At 73.6% G+C, this 22186-nt stretch carries 19 protein-coding genes and 2 pseudogenes; 9 read left to right on the top strand and 12 right to left on the bottom strand.

Annotated features, from left to right (window positions below):
* Positions 1–58: 58 nt before the first annotated feature.
* On the bottom strand, positions 59–1246 hold the full coding sequence (locus ACFYOP_RS23545) for a sigma factor-like helix-turn-helix DNA-binding protein (RefSeq protein ID WP_356895344.1): 1188 nt from the start codon (positions 1244–1246) through the stop codon (positions 59–61).
* Positions 1247–1362: 116 nt separating this feature from the next.
* Between ACFYOP_RS23545 and ACFYOP_RS23540 the strand changes: the two genes are divergently transcribed.
* A complete protein-coding gene (locus ACFYOP_RS23540; RefSeq protein WP_356895346.1) occupies positions 1363–3006 on the top strand; it encodes a DUF6350 family protein in 1644 nt (547 codons plus the stop codon).
* A gap of 71 nt (positions 3007–3077) precedes the next feature.
* Here the strand turns inward: ACFYOP_RS23540 and ACFYOP_RS23535 are convergent, their stop codons facing one another.
* Entirely contained in the window at positions 3078–3869 is a 792-nt protein-coding gene (locus tag ACFYOP_RS23535) for a hypothetical protein (protein ID WP_356895348.1), read from the bottom strand.
* Between the two features lie 236 nt (positions 3870–4105).
* Here ACFYOP_RS23535 and purN point away from each other — a divergent pair, with 236 nt between their 5' ends.
* Together purN and purH are read left to right on the top strand one after the other, a co-directional pair.
* Entirely contained in the window at positions 4106–4723 is a 618-nt protein-coding gene (purN, locus tag ACFYOP_RS23530) for a phosphoribosylglycinamide formyltransferase (protein WP_356895350.1), read from the top strand.
* Positions 4710–6275 (top strand): bifunctional phosphoribosylaminoimidazolecarboxamide formyltransferase/IMP cyclohydrolase, encoded by a 1566-nt coding sequence (gene purH / locus ACFYOP_RS23525; protein WP_356895352.1) that lies wholly within the window; start codon positions 4710–4712, stop codon positions 6273–6275. Before purN ends, purH begins: the two co-directional genes overlap by 14 nt.
* 115 nt (positions 6276–6390) lie before the next feature.
* Here purH and ACFYOP_RS23520 read toward each other — a convergent pair whose 3' ends face one another.
* Together ACFYOP_RS23520 and ACFYOP_RS23515 are read right to left on the bottom strand one after the other, a co-directional pair.
* Positions 6391–8202, bottom strand: coding sequence for a serine/threonine-protein kinase (locus ACFYOP_RS23520; protein WP_356895354.1), 1812 nt, complete (start codon positions 8200–8202; stop codon positions 6391–6393).
* 57 nt (positions 8203–8259) lie between these two features.
* Positions 8260–8670, bottom strand: a complete 411-nt coding sequence (locus ACFYOP_RS23515; RefSeq protein ID WP_356895356.1) for a hypothetical protein — start codon at positions 8668–8670, stop codon at positions 8260–8262.
* A 489-nt stretch (positions 8671–9159) separates the two neighbouring features.
* On the opposite strand from ACFYOP_RS23515, the gene ACFYOP_RS23510 reads away from it, so the two are divergent.
* Entirely contained in the window at positions 9160–9540 is a 381-nt protein-coding gene (locus ACFYOP_RS23510; protein ID WP_356895358.1) for a hypothetical protein, read from the top strand.
* A 25-nt stretch (positions 9541–9565) separates the two neighbouring features.
* Here ACFYOP_RS23510 and ACFYOP_RS23505 read toward each other — a convergent pair whose 3' ends face one another.
* From ACFYOP_RS23505 to ACFYOP_RS23475, 7 genes and pseudogenes are all read right to left on the bottom strand, one after another.
* Positions 9566–11068, bottom strand: coding sequence for a protein kinase (locus ACFYOP_RS23505; RefSeq protein ID WP_356895360.1), 1503 nt, complete (start codon positions 11066–11068; stop codon positions 9566–9568).
* Positions 11065–11811: an FHA domain-containing protein gene (locus tag ACFYOP_RS23500; protein WP_356895362.1), complete on the bottom strand. Its 747-nt coding sequence runs from the start codon at positions 11809–11811 to the stop codon at positions 11065–11067. The genes ACFYOP_RS23505 and ACFYOP_RS23500 overlap by 4 nt, the downstream gene beginning before the upstream one ends.
* Before the next feature lie 140 nt (positions 11812–11951).
* A complete protein-coding gene (locus ACFYOP_RS23495; protein WP_356895364.1) occupies positions 11952–12425 on the bottom strand; it encodes a hypothetical protein in 474 nt (157 codons plus the stop codon).
* 99 nt (positions 12426–12524) lie between these two features.
* Positions 12525–13463, bottom strand: coding sequence for a hypothetical protein (locus ACFYOP_RS23490; protein ID WP_356895366.1), 939 nt, complete (start codon positions 13461–13463; stop codon positions 12525–12527).
* A gap of 94 nt (positions 13464–13557) precedes the next feature.
* A pseudogene (locus ACFYOP_RS23485) lies at positions 13558–14926 on the bottom strand (serine/threonine-protein kinase).
* Positions 14923–15756, bottom strand: a complete 834-nt coding sequence (locus ACFYOP_RS23480) for an FHA domain-containing protein (protein ID WP_356895368.1) — start codon at positions 15754–15756, stop codon at positions 14923–14925. Before ACFYOP_RS23480 ends, ACFYOP_RS23485 begins: the two are co-directional and overlap by 4 nt.
* Positions 15757–15906: 150 nt before the next feature.
* On the bottom strand, positions 15907–16485 hold the full coding sequence (locus ACFYOP_RS23475) for a hypothetical protein (RefSeq protein WP_356895370.1): 579 nt from the start codon (positions 16483–16485) through the stop codon (positions 15907–15909).
* A 244-nt stretch (positions 16486–16729) separates the two neighbouring features.
* On the opposite strand from ACFYOP_RS23475, the gene ACFYOP_RS23470 reads away from it, so the two are divergent.
* The 5 genes and pseudogenes from ACFYOP_RS23470 to ACFYOP_RS23450 all read left to right on the top strand — a co-directional run.
* On the top strand, positions 16730–17599 hold the full coding sequence (locus tag ACFYOP_RS23470; protein ID WP_356895372.1) for a bifunctional methylenetetrahydrofolate dehydrogenase/methenyltetrahydrofolate cyclohydrolase: 870 nt from the start codon (positions 16730–16732) through the stop codon (positions 17597–17599).
* A gap of 3 nt (positions 17600–17602) precedes the next feature.
* Complete coding sequence (locus tag ACFYOP_RS23465; protein ID WP_356895374.1) at positions 17603–18157, top strand: DUF3017 domain-containing protein; 555 nt, start codon at positions 17603–17605, stop codon at positions 18155–18157.
* A gap of 261 nt (positions 18158–18418) precedes the next feature.
* On the top strand, positions 18419–19534 hold the full coding sequence (locus tag ACFYOP_RS23460) for a DUF2690 domain-containing protein (RefSeq protein ID WP_356895376.1): 1116 nt from the start codon (positions 18419–18421) through the stop codon (positions 19532–19534).
* 180 nt (positions 19535–19714) lie between these two features.
* Positions 19715–20704 carry a malate dehydrogenase gene (locus ACFYOP_RS23455; RefSeq protein WP_356895378.1) on the top strand — a complete coding sequence of 330 codons (990 nt, stop codon included), beginning with the start codon at positions 19715–19717 and terminating at the stop codon, positions 20702–20704.
* A 122-nt stretch (positions 20705–20826) separates the two neighbouring features.
* Positions 20827–21135, top strand: a pseudogene (locus ACFYOP_RS23450) (helix-turn-helix domain-containing protein); the annotation flags it as partial.
* A gap of 222 nt (positions 21136–21357) precedes the next feature.
* Here the strand turns inward: ACFYOP_RS23450 and ACFYOP_RS23445 are convergent.
* Positions 21358–22023: a GPP34 family phosphoprotein gene (locus tag ACFYOP_RS23445; RefSeq protein ID WP_356895380.1), complete on the bottom strand. Its 666-nt coding sequence runs from the start codon at positions 22021–22023 to the stop codon at positions 21358–21360.
* Positions 22024–22186 lie beyond the last annotated feature (163 nt).

Below are 22186 nucleotides of genomic sequence, written 5' to 3'. Positions count from 1 at the left end.
GGGCCCGCACGCGTATCTCCGGGGCGGCCGCGCGTACCGGTGCCTGCGCTCAGCGCGCTCAGTCGGCCATCGGCGCCAGGCGCTCCGGTCCGGAGCCCGGCCCCTCGCGCAGCTTGTCGCGCAGCGACTTCTCCTCCGCCGTCAGTGTGTGCGGACCGTGCTGCGGTCCGGGCACGCCGTCGATCTGCCGGGTCGCCGACGCCGGCGGTTCGTACTGGCGCGGCGCGGTGGCCACGGTGAAGACGGTCGCCGCCGCCATCAGCGCGGTCGCCGTGGCGACGGTCCGCGTCCAGGCCCGGGCCCGGCGTTCGCAGCCGCCGCGCACTGCGGGCGCGGGGGCCGTGAGCGGCTCGGCCCCGGCATCGGCCAGGGCCGTCAACCGGTCCCGCAGCACGCTCGGGTCGGCCGGCTCGGGGAGCCGTTCGGCCAGGGCCTCGCGCGCGTGCAGCAGGCGGTTCGCGGTGGCCCGGGTGCTGGCCTCCGTCTCGGCCGCGGTCTCCGGCAGGCCGAGCCCCAGGCCGTCGTGGAGCAGCAGGACGCGGCGGTACGCCGGCGGCAGCTCCTGCAGTGCCTCGAACAGCGCGCCCAGGGGATGGCCCTGGGGCGGTTCGTCGGGGTACCGGTGGACGGCCCGCAGCCGGTTCCACGGGGACATGGCGTACTCGTGGGCGACGGCCCGCACCCAGCCCGCCGGATCCCGGTCCACGGCCACCTCCGGCCAGCGCTGCCAGGCGAGGTGGAACGCGTGCTCGACCGACTCGAGGGCGAGCCGGCGCCGGCCGCCGAGCAGATACGTCTGGCGTACGAGTCCCGGGGCGGCCGCCTCGTACAGCGCGTCGAACGCCTCCTCCGGTGCGGGCGCGGACCGCGGCGGGACGACGGGGACGGGGACGGGGACGGCGACCGCTTCGGGCGCGGATTCGGGCTCCGGCGCCGGGTCCGACGGCGGTGCCGGGTCGACCGGCGGCGCCGGCTCCGAGTCCGCGGGCGCGGGCGCCGGCTCCGGGCTCGCGGACGCCGGCTCGTGCTGCGCGGCGAACGACGCCAGCAGCCTGGCGTACGCCTGGCGCTTGCGTCCCCTGGGATTCGTCCGCCCGGTCTCCCAGGAGCGGACCGTCGCCCGGGTGACGCCGGCGGCCGCCGCGACGGCGGCCTCCGAGAGGGACGCCGCCTCCCGCAGCCTGCGCCGTTCCTTCGGAGGCGGCAGGGGGCTGCCGGAGGCGGAGCGGGTGGTGCTCTTGGTCATGAAGGGCCCCCAGCGGCACAGCACTCGACGAAAAAGCACATAAACGTATCTTGGGCGACACATCGGTCATTGGCCCGTTACATGGATAAAGCGCGTGTCGTTGGCAGCATGGCCGCGTGACCCACGTGACCGAACAGAGCCCCTCGATGCCGCACGCCCCGGTCGCCGTCCAGGGCGGCACATCGGTCGCCCTCGTCGCGTCGCTGGTGCGCGGCGCGACGGCCGCCGGACTGGGGCTCGGTCTGCTCACCGTGTTCGTGATGGTGATGTGGATCAGCTCGCCCTTCCCGGACAGCGACCCGGGCGACGCCCTGCACGTCGCGGCCGCGCTGTGGCTGCTCGCCCACGGCACCGAACTCGTCCGGGCGGACACCCTCACCGGAGCCCCCGCGCCGATGGGGGTCGTACCGCTGCTCCTCGTCGCCCTGCCGGTCTGGCTGGCGCACCGCGCGGCACGTGACGCGCTGGAACCGGACCCGGGCCGTCCGAGGCCGTCCGCGTGGAGCGCGCCGACGATGGTCGCCAGCGGGTACGTGCTGGTCGGAGCGCCGGTCGTGCTGTACGTCGCGGGCGGCTCGTTCGCCGCGGACCCGCTGAGCGCGCTGGTTCATCTGCCGCTCGTGGCGCTCCTGGCGGCGGCCTCCGGGGCCTGGAGCGCGAGCGGGCGTCCACTCGGCCCGCTGCCGTCACGGGTGCCGCAGCGGCTGCGGGTCGCCCTGGCCCGCAGCCGGGTGTCCGCCGCGCTGCGGGCCGCCCTCGCCGGGGTGCTCGCGCTGCTCTCCGGCGGCGCGGTCCTGGTCGTGATCTCGGCGGTCTGGCACGGGCGGGCGGCGCACGAGTCGTTCATGGCGCTGTCGGGGGAGTGGTCGGGCCGGGCGGCGATCGCGCTGCTGGCCCTGGCGCTGCTGCCCAACGCGGCGGTCTGGGGCGCGGCCTACGGCCTGGGGCCGGGCTTCGCCCTCGGCACGGGGGCGACGGCCACACCGCTCGCCGTGACCGGCACGCCCGCCCTCCCCGACTTCCCGCTGCTCGCGGCGGTGCCGGGCCAGGGTCCTGGGACCCCGCTGCACTGGGCGGCCGCAGCGGTGCCGGTCGTCGGGGCGGCGGTCGTCGCCTGGTTCACGGTGGGCGCGGCCGCCCCTCGGTACGGGGCGCGCGAAACGGCCTGGCGGCCGGGCGGGACGGCGCTCACGGCGCTGCTCGGCGCGGTCGGCTGCGCCGGGCTCACGGCCCTGCTCGCCGCGTCGTCCGGCGGCCCGCTTGGCACCGGCCGGCTCGCCGCGTTCGGGCCCGTGTGGTGGGCGGCGGGCCTCGCGGCGCTGGTGTGGACGGGCGCTCTGGGCGTCCCGCTGGCGCTGGCGCTGCGGGCCTGGCGGCTGCGGACGCCGTCGCCGGGGAGGTGGCGGGCGCTGTCGCGCCGCCGGCCCGCGGAGGCCGCCGTCGAGCCCCCGGCAACGGCACCGGAGCATGACCCCGGAACCGAGCACGATGAGACCGGCGGGGCCGGTGGGGCTGACAGGGCTGACGGGACGGATGAGAGTGACGACGATCTGTACGACTTCCTGCCGACGGAGACATGGGCCGAGCGCGCGCCCCGCCAGGACCGCTGGGCGGCACTGAAGGAGTCCTCCGGCGGCCTGATGCCGGACTTCCCGCCCGCCCCCGCCCCGCTGCCCGAGTCAGAGCCATCGCGGGAGTCCGAGCCGTCGCCCGAGTCAGAGCCGTCGCGGGAGTCCGCGGAGGACGACGGCGCTCGGTGACACGCCGCGACGGCTCGGGGGCAGAGCACACCCGGGCCGTCGCGAAAGGATTGTCACGCCTTGGAAGCTTGCTACTCCTTGACGCCCAGGATGTCCCGCAGCGGCTCCGGGAGTTCCTCGTTGCAGGCGAGCTGGCCCGACTTGGTCAGCGCGTCGTTCAGGCAGGTGTAGTAGTCGCGGTAGACGAGCTGCGCCGTGAACGACGCGGCCACGATCAGCAGCGCGAGGCTCGCCATCACCAGGCCGCTCACCGCCGACGTGATCTGCGGCCGGTTCGAGGCGGCGGGCGCGGTCCCGGGAGCCTGCGACGGCGGGGGCGGGGCGTTCGGCGGCGTGCCGCCGGTGGTCAGGGCGTCGGCGCTCGTCCGGCTCGCGGGCTTGGCGCGCAGGGAGCTGATGCTCCAGTACAGGGCGAGCGCGCCGAGCAGCAGGGCGATCTCGGGGAAGTCGAACAGCGCGAAGAAGAACGCCCACATACCCGACAGCAGGGCGTACCGGGCGCGGCGCTGAGCGGGGTCCGTCGGGTCCCAGCGCAGGCCGCCGGAGCCGCCCGGACCGCCCTTTTCGCCCGGGCCGTTCTGTCCGGAGCCCGGCCGGCTGCCGAAGCCGCCCGAGGAGCGGCCGGGCTGACGGCTGCTCCACCGGCCGCCCCGGCCCGGCCGGGAGCCGCGGTCGGAGTCGTCGGAGTCGGAACCGGACCCGGATCCGTCGGAGGACGACGAGTCGTCGTTCGACGCGGGCAGGCGCGGCTGCCACGGCTGTTCCGGGCTGCCCTCGGGCGGTGGCGCGAAGGGGTTGTTGTCGTCCGTGGACTGGCGCTCCCGCGGCAACAGGAGGTCCGTACGGCGGCGTCGGTCCGGCATCTGGTGAACGTCTTCCCCTCGTCATGCCCGTGATCGGGTCCGTCTGGGCGCGGTCCCGCCCCCAGACGCTACCTTCCGGCCGCGGCCCCGTCCCGTGGGGGCCGTTCTGTGTGCCGGTATCGTTGCTGACGGTCGAGCTCTTCGTAGAGTTCCCCGTATCAGGGGATGCGACTCGTTTGTACGACCGCACAAAGTCGCACCGTAAGCCGCACCGTAACGCGAAAAGAGTTCCTCCCGTGGCTCCCGCCCGCCTCGTCGTCCTGGTCTCCGGATCGGGGACGAATCTCCAGGCCCTGCTCGACGCGATCGCCGCCGATCCCGAAGGCTTCGGCGCGGAAGTCGTCGCCGTCGGCGCGGACCGCGGCCGGATCGCCGGTCTCGAACGCGCCGAACGCGCCGGGCTGCCGACCTTCGTCTGCCGGGTGAAGGACTTCGCCACCCGCGAGGAGTGGGACGCCGCCCTCACCGAGGCCACCGCCGCGTACGAGCCCGACCTCGTCGTCTCGGCCGGCTTCATGAAGATCGTGGGGAAGGAATTCCTCGCACGGTTCGGCGGACGCATCGTCAACACGCACCCCGCGCTGCTGCCCAGTTTCCCCGGTGCCCACGGAGTGCGGGACGCGCTCGCGTACGGCGCGAAGGTCACCGGATGCACCGTCCACTTCGTCGACGACGGGGTCGACACCGGACCGATCATCGCCCAGGGCGTGGTCGACGTACGGGACACGGACGACGAAGACGCTCTCCACGAGCGCATCAAGGAAGTCGAGCGCACGCTGCTCGTCGAGGTCGTGGGGCGTCTCGCCCGGCACGGCTACCGCATTGAGGGACGAAAGGTTCATGTCGGTGAATAAGTCGGGTACCAAGCCCATCCGTCGCGCACTGGTCAGCGTCTACGACAAGACGGGTCTTGAGGAGCTTGCCCGCGGGCTGCACGAGGCGGGGGTCGAGCTCGTGTCCACCGGTTCGACCGCCTCGAAGATCGCCGCCGCCGGGGTCCCCGTGACCAAGGTCGAGGAGCTGACCGGCTTCCCCGAGTGCCTGGACGGCCGCGTCAAGACGCTGCACCCCCGTGTGCACGCCGGCATCCTCGCCGATCTGCGGCTGGACGCCCACCGCGAGCAGCTCGCCGAACTGGGCGTGGAGCCGTTCGACCTGGTCGTGGTGAACCTGTACCCGTTCAAGGAGACCGTCGCCTCCGGCGCGAGCCCCGACGAGTGCGTCGAGCAGATCGACATCGGCGGTCCGTCCATGGTCCGCGCCGCCGCCAAGAACCACCCGTCCGTGGCCGTCGTCACCGACCCCGGCGCGTACGCCGCGGTCCTCCAGGCGGTCAAGGAGGGCGGCTTCACGCTCGAGCTGCGCAAGCGGTTCGCCGCCCAGGCGTTCCGGCACACCGCCGCGTACGACGTGGCCGTCGCCTCCTGGTTCGCGTCCTCGTACGCGCCCGCCGACGAAAGCGACTTCCCCGACTTCCTGGGCGCCACCTGGGAGCGCGAGAACGTGCTGCGCTACGGCGAGAACCCGCACCAGCCCGCCGCGCTCTACACCTCCGGGAGCGGCGGCCTCGCGCAGGCCGAGCAGCTGCACGGCAAGGAGATGTCCTACAACAACTACACGGACACCGACGCCGCGCGCCGGGCCGCGTACGACCACTCCGAGCCCTGCGTCGCGATCATCAAGCACGCCAACCCGTGCGGCATCGCGATCGGCGCGGACGTCGCGGAGGCCCACCGCAAGGCGCACGCCTGCGACCCGCTGTCCGCGTTCGGCGGCGTCATCGCCGTCAACCGCCCGGTGTCCGTGGCGATGGCCGAGCAGGTCGCCGAGATCTTCACCGAGGTCATCGTCGCGCCCGGTTACGAGGACGGCGCGGTCGAGGTGCTGGCCAAGAAGAAGAACATCCGCGTGCTGCGTGCCGAGGGCGCCCCGGCGAACCCGGTCGAGCTCAAGCCCATCGACGGCGGCGCGCTCCTCCAGGTCACCGACCGCCTCCAGGCCGAGGGCGACGACCCGGCCGGCTGGACGCTCGCGACCGGCGACGCGCTGTCCGCCGACGAGCTGGCCGAGCTGGCGTTCGCCTGGAAGGCGTGCCGCGCGGTCAAGTCCAACGCGATCCTGCTCGCCAAGGACGGCGCCTCCGTCGGCGTCGGCATGGGCCAGGTCAACCGGGTCGACTCCGCCAAGCTCGCGGTCGAGCGGGCCGGTGAGGAGCGGGCGCGGGGTGCGTACGCGGCGTCCGACGCGTTCTTCCCGTTCCCCGACGGTCTGGAGATCCTGACCGGGGCCGGCGTCAAGGCCGTGGTCCAGCCGGGCGGTTCGGTCCGTGACGAGCTGGTCGTCGAGGCGGCGAAGAAGGCCGGCGTGACGATGTACTTCACGGGGACGCGGCACTTCTTCCACTGACGCGCCCCGTCGGCCCGGCGCCTCGAGCGGCGGGCCGCTCCCGGTGGCCCGGCCCGTACCTGGGCCGGGCCACCGGCGCGTACGGGCCCGGGCGCCGCCTGCCGGCACTCGCGGGTCAGGTCCTCTTGCGCAGCGCGCCCCAGGTGTCGGGGCCGACCTCGCCGTCGACGAGGAGTCCCTTGTCGCTCTGGAAGCGCTTGACCGCGGCGGCGGTGTCCTCGCCGAACTCGCCGTCCACGCCCGCGCGGCCGACGCTGTAGCCCCGCTCGGAGAGCATGCACTGCACCTGCACGACGCGCTGCCCCTTGTCGCCGTAGCGCGTGATCGCGGTGCCGGAGTAGTAGGTGCACTGCGAGAGCCACGCCGGGGTGGCCGGCTCGGCCGTGGTCCTGGCCGGGCTCGGGGCCGGCGGCGCGCTGCTCGGGACGGTGCCGCCGCCGCTGTCGGGCGTGGTGGCCGCCGACGGAGCGGGCGCGTCCTCGGCGCCGCCCCGGTCGGTCCCCGCGGAGTCGTCCGGCTTGTCCCGCGCGTCCTCGTCCTTGTCCTTCTTGTCCTTGTCCTTCTCGTCGTCCCGGTCCTCGCCGGCCGACGGGGAGGCGTCGGTGACACCGGGCCTCGGTACGGCCGGGTCGCCGCCGGGGCCGGAGCTGTCCACGGCGGTCGGTGACAGGGCGGCGGAGTCGGTGCCGGCCGGGCGGGTGAGCAGGAAGACGCCCAGGGCGACGGCGCACACGGCGAGGCCCGAGCCGACCGCCAGATACAGCTTCCTGCCGCGGCGGCGGGCGGCCGGAACCACGCCGGGCACGGGCACGGGCGTACAGGGCGCAGATCTATAGGGCACAGGCGTGGGCGGGCCGTACGCGCCGGGCGGGGTCGGCGCGCCGAAGGCGGGACCGGCCGCGGGGGCGGCCACCTGCTGCGTGGGCGCGCGGAAGTGGCCGGTCTGCCGGGCGGGAGCGTGCTCCAGCACTGCGCAGCCCTGCTGCCGGGCGAGCAGCCGGGAGGCCAGCGGCTCCTCCCACGCCGGTGCGCAGGGGTGCCCGGCGGCCGCTTCGACCAGCTGCGGCGGGGTGGGCCGGCCGGCGGGGTCCTTCGAGAGGCAGGCCGTCAGCAGGGCGGCCAGCGCGGGGTCCGCGGCCCCGAGCGCGCCCATGACCTCCGCCCTGGGCTCCTCGAACGCGACCCGGTGCATGACGTCCACACCGGTGCCGTCCCCGAACGGGGCGTGCCCCGTGGCCGCGTAGACGATCGTGCCCGCCAGCGAGAAGACGTCGGACGCGGCGTCGCAGCGGCCGTCCCTGAGGTACTCGGGCGCCATGAAGGCGGGCGTGCCGACCCGGCTGCCCGTGGTGGTGATGGCGCTGCTGTCGGCGGCCTGCGAGATGCCGAAGTCGATCACGTGCGCGCCGCGCAGCGACAGGATCACGTTCGACGGCTTGAGGTCCCGGTGCACGACCCCGACGGCGGCCAGGGCCTCCAGCGCCCGCCCCAGCTCCGCGATCAGCCGCCAGACCGCGGCCGGTGTGAGGGCACCGCAGTCGCGGACCGCGTCGGCGAGATTGAGACCCGGCAGGTACTGCGTGCCCATCCACAGCAGCGTGTCCTGGAACGCGGTGCCCAGCAGGGCGGGCGCGTGCGGGGCGCCGACCCGGGCGTGCACGGCGGCCTCACGCTCGAACCGCCGCCGGAACTCGGCGTCCTCCGCGTACTCCGGCCGGATGACCTTGACCGCGGCGAGCCCGGGGCTGTCGTCGGCGGGGCGCGCGAGATAGACCCGGCCCATTCCGCCGCTGCCGAGCAGCCCCAGTGGTACGTACGGCCCGATGATCGCCGGGTCGGCGGGCCCGAGCGGGGTCGCGCCCGCCTGAGCCAGTGCGGCGTCGCCGGACGCCGGTGAGTACGGCGGCGCAGGCCGCTGGTCCGACATGAATCCCCCGTTGTACTGCTCTGCGTGGCGTACGCACCGCGACGCCTGCCGGCGAGGTTACCGAGCGGCGCCGGGCGCGTGGCCCGGCGGCGTCGGGAACGAGCCAGGGCCGCCGTACTGATGCGGGGCGGCCGGGGCGAGGGCCTGGAGCGCCGACGGGCGGCGGGCGGCGCCGATGGAGACGGCCGCCGCGCCGGTCATCAGCCCGACGCCGGCGAGGGCCGACACCATCACCTCGTCGGTGCCGCGCTGGGAGAACATCGCTCCCCGGTCCTCACAGGTCTCTTTCGGCCGCGGCCGCTCCTGGGTCCCCGTGTTCGTCGTGGTGCACTCGTAGCGGAAGTCGACCACGCTCCGCCAGGTGTTGTCGGGGGCGGCGACGAAGGCGGCGGCGAACATGCCGATCCCGCCGAGCAGGAACAGGATCTGGAAGACGCGGGCGACGGGATGCACGAGTGTGGACTCCACTGCTGGCAAGGCTTAGGCCCTGGGACGTTCGGTGGGCGCCGGGGCGAGCAGAGCCGGAACGGCGCCGGGAGAACCGGCCGCGGTGGCGTCACGCGCCACCGCGGCCGGACACGCGAGGCGTCCGAGCACGAGGCGCGGCCCCGTCGCGGCGATTCCCTCCGGTCGTGCCGACCCCCGTGGCGGCACGCAGACGACTGTGCCGCAGCGTGGCCGGAAGCGGTACCTGAAAAGTTTCAGGGTCCGCGGGCGTCCGGGCCGCCGGCCACCGGCTGTACGAACGACTCGGGTCCGAAGCGTCCCCACGCCATGAAACCGGCCAGGACGAGATGGACCAGGTCCGCCACCATGTACTTGGTCTCGTGACGCAGCAGGCGGGGATCAGCGCCGCGGCTCGGATAGCCTGCGGGACATCGCGCCCGAGCCCCTCGAACCGGAGGGCGGGCCGACGGAGCGGCCGGCAGGCGTGGTGCGCGAGGTGGAGAGGGCTCTGTGCCGGGATCGACGGGTGGGACGGACGCGGCCGGCTACCGGCCCCTGCTGTTCTCCGTCGCCTACGGGATGACCGGCTCCGTGGGCGACGGCGGCGGCGAGGTGCGGGTCTTCGGAACGCCGCTGGCCGGGCGGCCGCGCGTGGTGCGGCTGCTCCTCGGCGTCTTCCGCCGGGCCGGGAACCTGGGCGTCTCCCACCGGATGGCCCGCGTCAACGGCCGGCCGGGCGCCGTCAGGTACGACGCAGAGGGCCGCGTGGTCAGCGTGGTCGAGCTCGGCATCGCCGAGGGCGTGGTCCACACGATCCGCTCGGTGGCCGACCCCGACAAGCTCGGCCATCTCGGACCGCTGTCCGACGTGGCACGACGGCCGGAGGAGTGACCCGCCCCCACCGCACCGGCGCCGGTCACCAGATCGACGACAGGAACGCCCACAGCGTGGACCTGGACGAGCAGCTGTCGACCAGCCGGTGCGAGAGCGGCGCGTAGGTGCCCGCCAGGTTGCCCATGCTGTTCACGGTGCTGCACCCGGTGCGCTGGGCCATCCGACGGCGGTCGTTGCCCGCGGGGGTGAAGTCCGCGCCCCGGAAGTACTCCACGTCGCGGAGCCTGCGCCCGTCCGTGATGTTGTTGAACGCCGACCGCACCGGCCGGTCGGCGGCCCAGGCGCAGGTCTCCTCGCCCGCCAGCCAGTCGTCGTCGTCCTCCCGCCAACTGCACATCTCCCCGTTCCCGTTGTGCTCGCTGAAGAAGCACACGGAGCCCTCGGGGCAGCGGTGGTACCCGTAGACCACCTGACCGTCGGGCCCGGTCGGGAACGCCGCCTTCTTGTCCAGGGCCGCGTACACCGGCGACCCGTCGTCGTGCGTGACGTACGCGTACGTGGCGCCCGTCAGCCCCAGCGCCGCCAGGACCACGGTGGCGGCGATCGACGCCAGTACGGGGTGCCGGCGCCAGAAGCGGGGCCGCAGCCTCGGCAGCCGGGTCGAGGCGGTGACGCCCGCCGCCTTTTCGACGCGGCGCAGGAGCGCGGCCGTGTCGTGGGCGGCCCGCTCCTTGTGCGTGCGCCCCAGGCAGTCGGTGATGATCTCCCGCCATGCCGCAGGCAGTTCGGGGGAGAGCCGCAGTTCCTCCGTGCCCCGGGCGTAGCGGACGGCCGCGTCGCAGCGGGCGTCCGGCGAACCGCCGGGCAGCGGATGGCTGCCGGTGAGGGTGAGATGGGCGAGGACGCCGAAGGCCCAGATGTCGGCCGTGGGGCGCACCCGCGTGCCGCGCTCGTCGACCTCGGACCAGAGGAGTTCGGGCGGCGTGTGGTCGGGGGTGGCGAACGCGGGCGCGTAGGCGTGGGTGCCGTGCAGTTCGGCCGCCATGTTGAAGTCGGCGAGGCGGACCGAACCGTCCTTCATCAGCAGGATGTTGGCGGGCTTCAGATCGCCGTGCACCCAGCCGGCGTGGTGCAGCTGGTGCAGTCCCTCGCAGACGTGGGCCAGCAGCGCCGGATCGGGCCGGGGCGCGGACGAATCGGCCAGCACCTCTTCCAGGGAGGCGGCGGCCTGTTCCAGTACGAGCACGGTGGCGCCGTCGAGGTCGGGGCGCTCGGCGTCGTCGACGGTCAGCACCTCGTACATCCGGATCAGCCGGGGGGAGCTCATCCGGCTGAGCAACCCGATCTCGCGCTGCGCCAGTTCGCGCAGGTGCCGCAGCTGGCGGGGGGTCCGGGTGCCGGTGCAGAGGAACTTCAGCGCGGCGGACGCGGGCGGCCCGCCGTCCTTCTTCTCCGCCCCGTCTCCGGAGACGTTGCGGGCCGCGTAGACGGTGGAGAAGGCGCCGGACGCGATGGGCTCGCGCACCTCCCAGGCCCCGACACGGTAGCCGGCCGGGACGGGGACCACCGGGGTCTGCTCCGTCATCGCGTCACCTGGTGGCCGGCCGCGGTGAGCACGATCAGGTCGTCCTCGCGCACGAGGTCGAAACGCAGGGCGAGGGAGACCAGCGACTCCTTCTTGCCGTTGGCGCGCTGTCCCGCCTCCGCGCTCTCCGGGCCGGGGCGCAGCCGGAGTTTGACCGCGAGGTAGTCGATGTTCCAGTACACGGACGAGCGGTTGGCCGCCGGCCAGGTCGGCCGGAGCCGCTCCACCACCTGGTCGATGGTGGGGAGCGGGGCGTGCGGCGCGCCGCGCAGCCGGGGTTCGCACAGGGCGGCCAGTACGGCGAAGTAGCGCTTGGTGGGGTCGAGCGAGAACGCCGGGGCGGTGACGGCGGAGCCGGGGCCGCTCCCGTGGGCCGGCGGCTCGCCGTAGCGGTGGCGCGGCGCCCACACGTCGAAGCTCAGCAGATCGCCGGCGGCGGGCAGCACCACCCGCGAGAACTCGAAGGGGACGGGTGCGTCCAGCCGGCCCGGCGCGACCTTGAGGTGCTCTCCGGCGCCCTCCGGGTTCTCCACGACGTACGTCTGCCGCGCGCTGTGGTTGCTGAGGATCCAGAACGCGCCCTGCGCGGTGATCTCCCCGGCGTTCCGGGACACGCCGTCGTGGCTCAGTACGAGGCCGGAGGCGGGCGCCTCCCGGCCGAAGGCGATCCGCTCACCGGGTGCGATCCTGAGGTGTTCGCCCGGTCCTCCGCACTCCGGCGGCACGATGATGACGCTGTACATGACAGTCCCTCCCCCGGTCCGCGTGTCAGCGTATGCGGTACGGCCGACGGCGCCGAACCTTTGGGGAGCCGTGCGTGCCGTCTCGGCGCGGCGGGCGGCCCACCGGTCGTGAGGACCGGTGGGCCGCCCGGGCGTCCGGATCAGGTGAGGTACCTGGAGCAGCCGCCGCTCACCCACTTGTGGGAGCTGATCCAGTTGTTCGCCGTCGAGCCGTCGCTGAGCGTGTTGTCGCCCAGCTGGTCGGCGTACTTCTCGCCACGGGTCAGGCAGCCGTGGCCACCGCCGTACCCGGCGTGCCGGTAGAACTTGACGATGTCGTACGTGTCCGCCACGCCGGTGTTCATCACCGACGTCGCCCGGTCGTTGTCGCTGCTCCGGAAGCTCCCCGAACCGTCGGACCAGTTGCTGTCGTTGCCCTGGCTGTAGCCGAGCAGGCCGCTGCAGTAGGCACCGTCCCAGGCCCACATGTTGCCGTCGTTGACGTGGCTGTTGTACCAGGTGTCGCAGGCGCTCGCCCGAGTGCCCGCTTCTCCGGTGGACGCGGCCGACGCGGCCGTGCCGGTCATCATGGTGCCGATGGCGGCCAGGCCGACAGCGGCCGCTGCGATGCCCATTTTGCGCATGGTGATTTCTCCCCTTGTCGTCAGCTTTGTTCCTCCGCCCCGTACGGATGTGGGGGCGGGTTCTCCCGTCCGCGGCCGGTGCCGCGGAGGTCAGGGCCGTGAACCGGTGATCTGCCGGGCGCGTGCCAGTGCGGCACGTTCGATGCGGCTGTGGGCGTCGAGTTCCTCGCCGTACCGGTCACGGAGCTTGTCGCGGTACTCGTTCTCCAGGGCGCGGGCCGTCGTCCCGAACCGGGTGTCGTGGGCGCAGGTGGCGTCGGTGGTCGCGAGCCGTACCTCGACGCCGAACGCCTTCTTCTCCGGCAGTCCTTCGGTGAGCCGGGGCAGGGCCTCGCGGGCGGCCGGCGGATCGGGGTAGGGATGCCCGGCCCGGCTCATGCAGCGGGACCACTTCGAGAGCGCGCCGGCGAAGCGCTTGTCGCGCAGCAGGTCGGCCGCGTACAGCGGCGTGAGGTTGGAAACGGTCTTGTCGACGCGGAACCAGGTCTCGCGGTCGCCGTACAGCCGCTCCTTGGCCCCCGCCTCACAACCGCCGACGCTGCTGGTGATCGTGCCGCCGCCCGGGACGCGGACCGAGAGCTCGGGTGTGTCGGGGCCTCCGACGAGTGCGGCCAGATACCGGCTGCGCCGGTCCTCGGAAAGCTTCTCGCGATGCACGAGATTGGGGTCGGTCTTCCGTGCCGCCATGGCCTTCGCCTCCAGGCGGCTGCCGTAACCGTGCTCGGCGGCCCAGCCGGGATCGTCCAGCACATAGCCGACGCTGCGGCTCTCCTCGGCGGTCGGCGGCGCCGCGACCCAGTAGCGGAAGCCCTTGCGCTCCATGCACTCCTGGACGAGCAGTTGCTCGGCGTGCCGGATCACGATCCGGTCGGCGTCGGTGATGTCGCCGGCCGCTTCCTCCTGGCGGGCCGGCGCGGCGGCGGCCGTCGGCCCCGGCCCGGCGGTGTCCCGTGTGCACCCGGCCGCGGCGGCCGACAAGGCCGCCACTGCCGTCGCCACCGCACACGCGGCGATGAACCTGCGCTTCATGCCACTGCCCCCCGTTGCCGCGCCACCCCTCGGTGGCGCAGTAACACCATCCCGTCGGAGCCGGGCGGCGGGTACCTCGTATGTCATAGGGAGGTCAGGGTGAGCAGGTCTTGGCCCAGGTGTGGGACAGCACGTCCGACGTCAGGGCCAGGTCGTGACGCTGTCCCTTCTCGACGCAGCCGACGCGCTCCTGCAGTCCGGGCTCCGCGAAGTACGTGACGTGGACGTAGCCGTTGGGGTCCGGCATCCCGTTGTTGAAGATCGAGCGGGGGCGCTCGCCGCCCGCCCAGGAGCAGCCGACCGGGCCGCCGGTCCAGTCGGTGTCGTCACCGGTCCAGGCGCACATCCTGCCGCCGCCGTCCGCCTCCGAGAAGAAACACACGGCTCCCGGCATACAGCGGTCGTAGCCCGTGTCGGTCTGCGCCGGGCCGGTGCTTCCGCCCGGGCCCGGGCCGGTGCTCGCGCCCGCGGTGGACCGGGCGTTCGCCGTGGTGCCGGGCTTCGCGGCCGGGTCGTCGTCCAGCGCCGTCCACGCCCCGAGGCCCGCCACCGCCAGAGCCAGCACGCCGGCCGCCGCCGCGAGCACGGGGCGGCGCACGCGCCTGCGGCGCGGCAGCCGGCCCGCCGCCGCCTGAGACGTCCGCCGCAGCAGCGACGCCGCGTCGTGCGGGGCCCGCTCCTCATGCGTACGGGCGAGGCAGTCCCGCACGATCTCCCGCCAGGGCGTGGGAAGTTCGGGCGAGAGCCGCAGTTCCTCCTCCCCGCGGGCGTAGCGCACCATCGCGTCCCGCCGGGCCGTCGGAGTGCCGCCCGGCAGCGGGAACGAGCCGGTCAGGACCAGGTGCGCCAGCACCCCGAACGCCCAGATGTCCGCGGTCTGCCGGATCCGCATGCCCCGCTCGCCGATCTCGGACCACAGCAGCTCGGGCGGGGTGTAGTCGGCGGTCGCGAACGCGGGGGAGTACGCGTGCGTGCCCTCCATCTCGGCCGCCATGTTGAAGTCGCCCAGCCGCGCCGTGCCGTCCGCCATCAGCAGCACGTTGCCCGGCTTGAGGTCGCCGTGCACCCAGCCCGCGCCGTGCAGCTGGTGCAGGCCCTCGCAGATCTGCACGAGCAGGGCCGGCCCCTGCCGCGGCGGCGGGCCGCCGGTCAGCAGCGTGTCGAGGGAGCCCCGCGCCTCCTCCAGTACGAGGACGGTGGCCCCGTCGAGCTCCGGATGGGCGGGGTCGTCGACGGTCAGCGCGTCGTGCATCCGGATCAGCCGCGGCGAACGGAGCCGGCTCAGCAGCGCCACCTCCCGCTCGGCCAGCTCCCGGAGATGGCGGAGCTGGCGCGGGGTGTGCGTGCCGGGCCGCGTACACATTCCCGAACGCCCCCGCGCCCAGCGGCCCCTCGACGATCCACGGGCCGACGCGGTAGCCGCGCGGCACGGTGGCGACGGCGTACGGCTGCTCCCCGGTCACCGGACCGCGCCGCTCGCGCGGCGGCCGGCCGGGCCGCTCGCCGGGCGGCTCGCGGAGGGGGCCAGCACCGCGAGGTCGTCCTCGCGGACCAGGTCGAAGCGGAGCGCGAGGGAGACGAGCGTCTCCTTCTTGCCGTTCAGGCGCGGGCCGGGATCGCAGGATTCCGGGCCGGGCTTGAGCCGCAGCTTCACCGCCAGGTAGTCGATGTTCCACTGCACGGCGGCCCGGTTGGCGGCCGGCCACCGCGGGCGCAGCCGCTCGGCGATCTGCTCGACGGTGGGCAGCGGCGCGTACGGCTCGCCGCGCAGCCGTGGCTCGCACAGCGCCGCCAGGACCATGAAGTACCGCTTGGACCGGTCGAGCGGAAAGGCGAGCGCGGTCGACGCCCCGCCGCGGTGCTCCGCGTGCCCGTCCGGGCCGGCCCCGTCGGCCGGATCGGCGTAGTCGTGCCGCGGTGCCCATACGTCGAAACTGAGCAGCTCCGTGCCCGCGGGCAGCACGACCCTGGAGAACTCGAACGGCACGGGGGCGCCGAGCCGCCGTGGCGCGACCTTGATGTGCTCGCCGGCGCCTTCCGGGTTCTCGACCGCGTACGTCGCCGTGCGGCTGAAGTTGCTCAGCGACCAGTACGTGTCCGTCGCGGTGATCTGGCCCGCGGAACGGGACACGCCGTCGTGCGCGATGGCCAGCAGGGATCGTGTTCCGGTCGATGCGTCAGCGGACGTACGCGCGGGTGCTCCTCGGCCGAAGCGGAGGGTCTCGCCCGGCGCCAGTCGGAGTTTTTCGCACGGGGCCATACCCGGCCCCGGCACCACGATGATCGTGTACATGAGTCGTCCCCTTCCCCCAGGGTTCCGCCGTGAGGGTAGGGAACGCCGATAAACGTTCGCATGACGCGCAGACCGGGACGGAAAAGGCCGAAGGCCGTGAACCCCGCAGGTGCGGGGGCCACGGCCTTCGAAGCGGCAGCGGTGCGGGACTTACGCGCGCTGACGGTTGAACCAGGCCGCACCGTCGGCCTTGCCGACGAAGACGGCGATGAGGATCGCCAGCACGGTGTGCACCAGGCCGATGAGGATGAACGGGTAGACGCCGAGCACCGCGGTGATGATGCCGAACACCAGGGCGGTGACGCGGATGCCGTTGCCGCCGCTGCCGAACTTGGCGCCGAGGACGATGGCGAGCACGCCCCAGCCCAGGATGAGCAGCGTGATGAACCACACCGCGCCGACGGACATGTCGGCGATCTGCTGGAACTGGAGGTCGTCCTTGAGGGCCGGGTCGTTCTTGGCCTCGTTGAGGCCGATGGCGCCCATCGCGGCGAAGATCGCGCCGATCACCTGGAAGCCGCCGATGATGAACAGCATCACGCGGGCCGCCTTGACGCCGCCCGGCATCTCCTGCGGACCGGCCGGGTAGCCGCCGCCGGCGTAGGGCTGGACGGGCGGGGCCTGCGGGTAGCCGTAGCCGGGCTGACCACCCTGGGGCTGGCCGTAACCGGGCTGCTGGGGCTGGCCCTGCGGCTGGCCGTAGGGGTTGTTCTGGTCGCCGAAGCTCATGGCGGGTTTCCTCCGTTGAAATGCGGGGACGACGCGGCCCGAGCGGAGGAACTGCATGGTTTTTGCTGGTTTGCCCCCCGGCACTGCCCGCGGCACTGCGCGCCTCATCGTCGTCTGCGTACTGACTTCTTGTCCAGCCGGTATCCCCAGGTGTTGTGCAAGTGCAACCTGTCGGCCATCCGGCAGTCGAGACGCGGACCGGCCGGATTGGAACCGCGACGGGTGCATCCGTGAAGATGGGGGTATGACTGCCCAGATTCTCGATGGCAAGGCCACCGCAGCCGCGATCAAGTCCGATCTGACCGTCCGCGTGGCGGCCCTCAAGGAGCGGGGTGTCACACCTGGCCTCGGGACCCTCCTCGTCGGGGACGACCCGGGGAGCCGCTGGTACGTCAACGGCAAGCACCGCGACTGCGCGCAGGTCGGCATCTCGTCGATCCAGCGCGAACTGCCCGACACCGCCACCCAGGAGGAGATCGAGGCGGTCGTACGGGAGCTCAACGAGAACCCGGAGTGCACCGGCTACATCGTCCAACTGCCCCTGCCCAAGGGCATCGACGCCAACCGGGTGCTGGAGCTGATGGACCCGGCCAAGGACGCGGACGGGCTGCACCCGATGAGCCTCGGCCGGCTGGTGCTGGGCATCGAGGGGCCGCTGCCGTGCACCCCGTACGGCATCATCCAGCTGCTGCGCCACCACGGCGTGGAGATCAAGGGCGCGAACGTCGTCGTGGTCGGGCGCGGCATCACCATCGGGCGGCCGATGCCGCTGGTGCTGACCCGTAAGTCCGAGAACGCGACGGTGACGCAGTGCCACACCGGTACGCGTGACCTCTCCGCCCATCTGCGCCAGGCCGACATCATCGTCGCGGCCGCCGGTGTGCCGCACCTGATCCGGCCCGAGGACGTCAAGCCGGGCGCGGCCGTGCTCGACGTCGGCGTGAGCCGCGACGAGAACGGCAAGATCGTCGGCGACGTCCACCCGGACGTCGCGGAGGTGGCCGGCTGGGTCGCTCCGAACCCGGGCGGTGTCGGCCCGATGACGCGGGCGCAGCTGCTGGTGAACGTGGTGGAGGCGGCCGAGCGCGCGGCGTCGGCCGGGTCTGCGGTCTGACGGGTGGCTGATCCCATGGAGGCACGTGCGGACGACGGGGGCCGGGCCGGGGACGCCGACCCCGACAAGACGGCTGCCGGCGCGACCGGTGCCGACTCGGCCGGTGACCCGGCCGGGGACGAACCGCGTGAGGCGGACGGCGACTCTGCCGCCCGCCCCGCCGGGTCGCGGCGGCCGCCCGCCGTCACGCGTGACACCGCGCGCCCCGAGGGCGGCGGGCGCGCCGCGTCCGGGGACGCTCCCGCTCCCGCCCGCCAGTGGCCGCTGCTGAGCGTGCTGTCGCTGGTCGGAGTCGGTCTGGTGTCCATCGGCACCGACGCGTTCGCCGACGCGGTCCGGATCGGCACGATCCTGATCGGCGCCGGTCTGCTCCTCGGGGCCGTGCTGCGCCGTGTCACCCCGTCCGTGGGCATGCTCGCCGTACGCTCCCGGTTCACGGACATGATCACGTACGGCCTCCTCGGCACGGTGATCGTTCTGCTCGCGCTGGTGGCGCAGCCGAAGCCGTGGATCGATGTGCCGTTCCTGGAGAACGCGGTTCATTTCACGGTGCGTTAGCACCCCGGGCCATCGAGGGTCCCGTACGACGCCGACGGCGCCCGTCCTCTCCCCCGAGGGAGGACGGGCGCCGCCGTGGATTCAAGAGTCATGCACCCGCCAAGACGGTTCAAGGTGCGACTGTGGCCTGTGGCACGGAAGTGACCATTCCGCCACGGTGTGATCGTCGTGCTACGGATGCGAGACTGAGCCCCGCACCCCGCGGCCATCGGGTGCGCGGGGGTACATAAAGCTCATTCGGGGGACAAGGGGGAAGTACCGATGCCTCGTTGGAAGGACCTGCCCGAAGGGCTCGACCCGGAGGTGCGCGAGTTCATGGGCCAGCTGCGCGGGCTCGTGGACCGCAGCGGGCTGAGCATCTCGGCCGTCTCGGACCGCACCGGGTACAGCAAGACGTCCTGGGAGCGTTATCTCAACGGGCGGCTGCTCGCACCCAAGGGCGCGGTCGTCGCGCTCGCCGAGGTGACCGGCACGAACACCGTCCACGTGACGACCATGTGGGAGCTCGCGGAGCGCGCCTGGGGCCGCGCCGAGATGCGGCACGACATGACGATGGAAGCGATACGGATATCCCAGGCGCGGGAGGCCCTCGGCGGCGACGGCGCGCCGCCGGGAGCGCCCGCCGGCGGACGGCCCTCGACCGGCCCCGGCCCCGGCCCTGGCCCCGGCCCCGCGGGCGGCTCGGCCGGCCCCGGACCCGCCGCCGTGACCTGGCCGCGCGTCACCGAATCGCCGTACGGAGCGGGCGCGTACGCCCCCACGCCCGCCCCCGGCGCGTACGCCCCCGTGCCCACTCCGGCTCCGGACGCGGGCGCGCCCCGCCCGCCGCACCAGGGCAGCGGGCCGGGGCACCCCGGCACCCCCGCCGGCCCGGTCAGGCCCCGCCGCAGGACCCCGTTCGTCGCCGCCGCCGTGGTGAGCGTGCTCATCGTGGGCGCCGGCGGCTGGTTCCTCGTCAACGGCGGCGGCGGTGACGGCCGCCAGGACCGTGCCACGCCGACCCCGTCCGCCGCGCCGACCACCAGCAGCCCGCAGCTTCCCGCCGGGGTGAAGTGCCACGGCGACGCGTGCGACGGCAAGGACCCGGAGACCATGGGCTGCGGCGGCGAGTACGCCACCACGGTCTCCACGGCCACCGTGGGCAGCGCCGTGATCGAGGTCCGCCACAGCGAGGTGTGCGGCGCCGGGTGGGCCCGTATCACCCAGGCCGTGCCCGGTGACGAGGTCCGCATCGCCGTCGGCGGCAAGGCCCGGCAGTCGGCTCTGGTCAACGACGACGACGCGTACACCCCGATGGCGGCCGTACCGGACCCGGCCGACGCGAAAGCGTGCACCACGCTCAAGACCGGGGCGGAGGGCTGCACTTCCGGGCAGTGACGCGCCCCCGGGACACGCCGGGGTGAGACGCGCCACAAGGGGGTGAGGATTGGCCCGGTCGCGTGTCGGATAGCCTGACCGCTGGAAATCTCTTCACGTCAAGATTCAGCCCGGGCGTGGACGAGAGGTCCCGCACGAGGGGCAGTGCCCCCACCCGCCAGCTGTCTTACGGAGATCGCCATGACCCGCACTCCCGTCAACGTCACCGTGACCGGCGCGGCCGGCCAGATCGGCTACGCGCTGCTCTTCCGCATCGCATCCGGCCACCTGCTCGGCGCGGATGTGCCGGTCAAGCTGCGCCTGCTCGAGATTCCGCAGGGCCTCAAGGCCGCGGAGGGCACCGCCATGGAGCTCGACGACTGCGCCTTCCCGCTGCTCAAGGGCATCGAGATCACCGACGACCCGAACGTCGGCTTCGACGGCGCGAACGTCGCGCTGCTCGTCGGCGCCCGCCCCCGCACCAAGGGCATGGAGCGCGGCGACCTGCTCTCCGCCAACGGCGGCATCTTCAAGCCGCAGGGCAAGGCCATCAACGACAACGCCGCGGACGACATCCGCGTCCTGGTCGTCGGCAACCCGGCCAACACCAACGCCCTGATCGCCCAGGCCGCGGCCCCGGACGTACCGGCCGAGCGCTTCACCGCCATGACCCGCCTCGACCACAACCGCGCGATCTCGCAGCTGGCCGCCAGGACCGGCGCCGCCGTCTCCGACATCAAGCGCCTCACCATCTGGGGCAACCACTCGGCGACCCAGTACCCGGACATCTTCCACGCGGAGATCGCCGGCAAGAACGCCGCCGAGGTCGTGAACGACGAGGCGTGGCTGGCCGACACCTTCATTCCGACCGTCGCCAAGCGCGGCGCGGCGATCATCGAGGCCCGCGGCGCGTCCTCCGCGGCGTCCGCGGCCAACGCCGCGATCGACCACGTCCACACCTGGGTCAACGGCACCGCCGAGGGCGACTGGACCTCCATGGGCATCCCGTCGGACGGCTCCTACGGCGTCCCGGAGGGCCTGATCTCCTCCTTCCCGGTCACCTGCAAGGACGGCAAGTACGAGATCGTCCAGGGCCTGGACATCAACGAGTTCTCCCGCGCGCGCATCGACGCGTCGGTCCAGGAGCTCGCCGAGGAGCGCGCCGCGGTCCGCGAGCTCGGCCTCATCTGACCCGACCGCACCAGCGTTCCCCCCGCCCCCGGCGGCTTCGGCCACCGGGGGCGTTCGTGCGCCTTGGGCCTCTTTGCCCGTTCGGGTGATACCTCATCGACGGTGCTGCGCGCCGACAGCACATGCACTTCTGTGAGAGCAGCGAACGGGCTCATGAAGGGGCGGCTGTGCTGGAGCGAGGAGGCCTGATGAGCAGGGGATATCACACGAAGTGGAACGTCCCGTCCGAACACCGTGAGGACCCGGCCTATGTGGCCGCGGGGCGGCGTATGGACTTCGCACAGGCCGTGTACGAGCGGCGCTCGGCGCTCGGTTGGACCGCTGAGGAACTGGCAGGCCGCGCGGGGATGCGGGAAGCCGACATCGAGCAGATCGAGGAGAGCGGGACCGAGCCGACCCTTGAGCTCATCGAACGACTCGCCACGGCACTCGAGGCCGGGGATCGACCCCCGGGCGAACCCCGTGTTCGTCTTCGAGGGCCACGTCGCCTGACCGGATCGCCGACGCCCGGGCCCAGGGCGCGCCCAGCAGACCCCGCCCCCGGTGGCTTCGGCCGCCGGGGGCGGGCGCGTGTCGGGCGAGAGCCCGGCAATCCGCCCGGACCCGGAGCACGCGCCGCCGGGATCAGCACTTGCGGCGTGGGCGTGCGGACTTCAGCCCGCGATCGCGACCGTCGTCGCCACGGTGACCGCGACCATCGCCGCCTGCATGTTGCGGATCGCCTCACGGATGCTGTCGCCCGCCCACTGGCCGTCGGCGATCTCCGTCATCCGCGGCGCGAGCTGCTTGCGCGGTACGTCGGGGAAGGCGAGGCGGTGCAGTTTGGCCGAGTGGATCAGGGCGACCAGGCCCGCCGTACGGTCGTCCGGGGCGGCGTCGTGCAGGACGACGGCGGCCAGCCGTTCGCGCAGTTCGCGTTCGGTGGAGCCGTCCGCCTCCGGGTAGCGCTTCACCGGGAACAGGCCCAGCACCCTGCGCTGCTCCTCGGCCACGAGACCGCGCTCGCGCAGGCTGTCGATCGTGGCGCTGACGGCCTCGGAGTGGTCCTTCGTCAGCCAGTCGGTGACCTTCCGCGGCTTGCTGCCACGGGCCGCCCAGGCGGTGAGCTGCTCCAGGCGGCCGTCGAGGAGCGGGGGGCCGGTGGGCGTGCCGTCCGTGATCCTGATCCGGTCGCCGTTCACCGAGACGCGCCCGGCCATGACGAGATCGAGCAGAATCCCGCCCGCCACGGCCCAGCCCGCCGACTGCCGGTCCTTCGCCGCCCCGGACTCGTCGTCCAGCGACAGCAGCATGATTTCCTCGGCCAGCGTGACCGCCACGCGTCTTCCCCCTCGGTCGGTTGGTTCCTGATCAGTGGGACGAGCGGGCGGCATTCCCAGTTCCCTCGCGCGAGCCTCCCGCGGCCGAGGGGCGCGGCGGACCGGCTGCAGGCGCGGTCTCTTGGAGAGCCCGGGCGGCCTGGGACACACGACAGTCCCCGGT

This window comes from Streptomyces sp. NPDC006294 (assembly GCF_042870895.1).
GTDB lineage: Bacteria > Actinomycetota > Actinomycetes > Streptomycetales > Streptomycetaceae > Streptomyces.
This window is presented reverse-complemented; position numbering and strand designations above follow the sequence as displayed.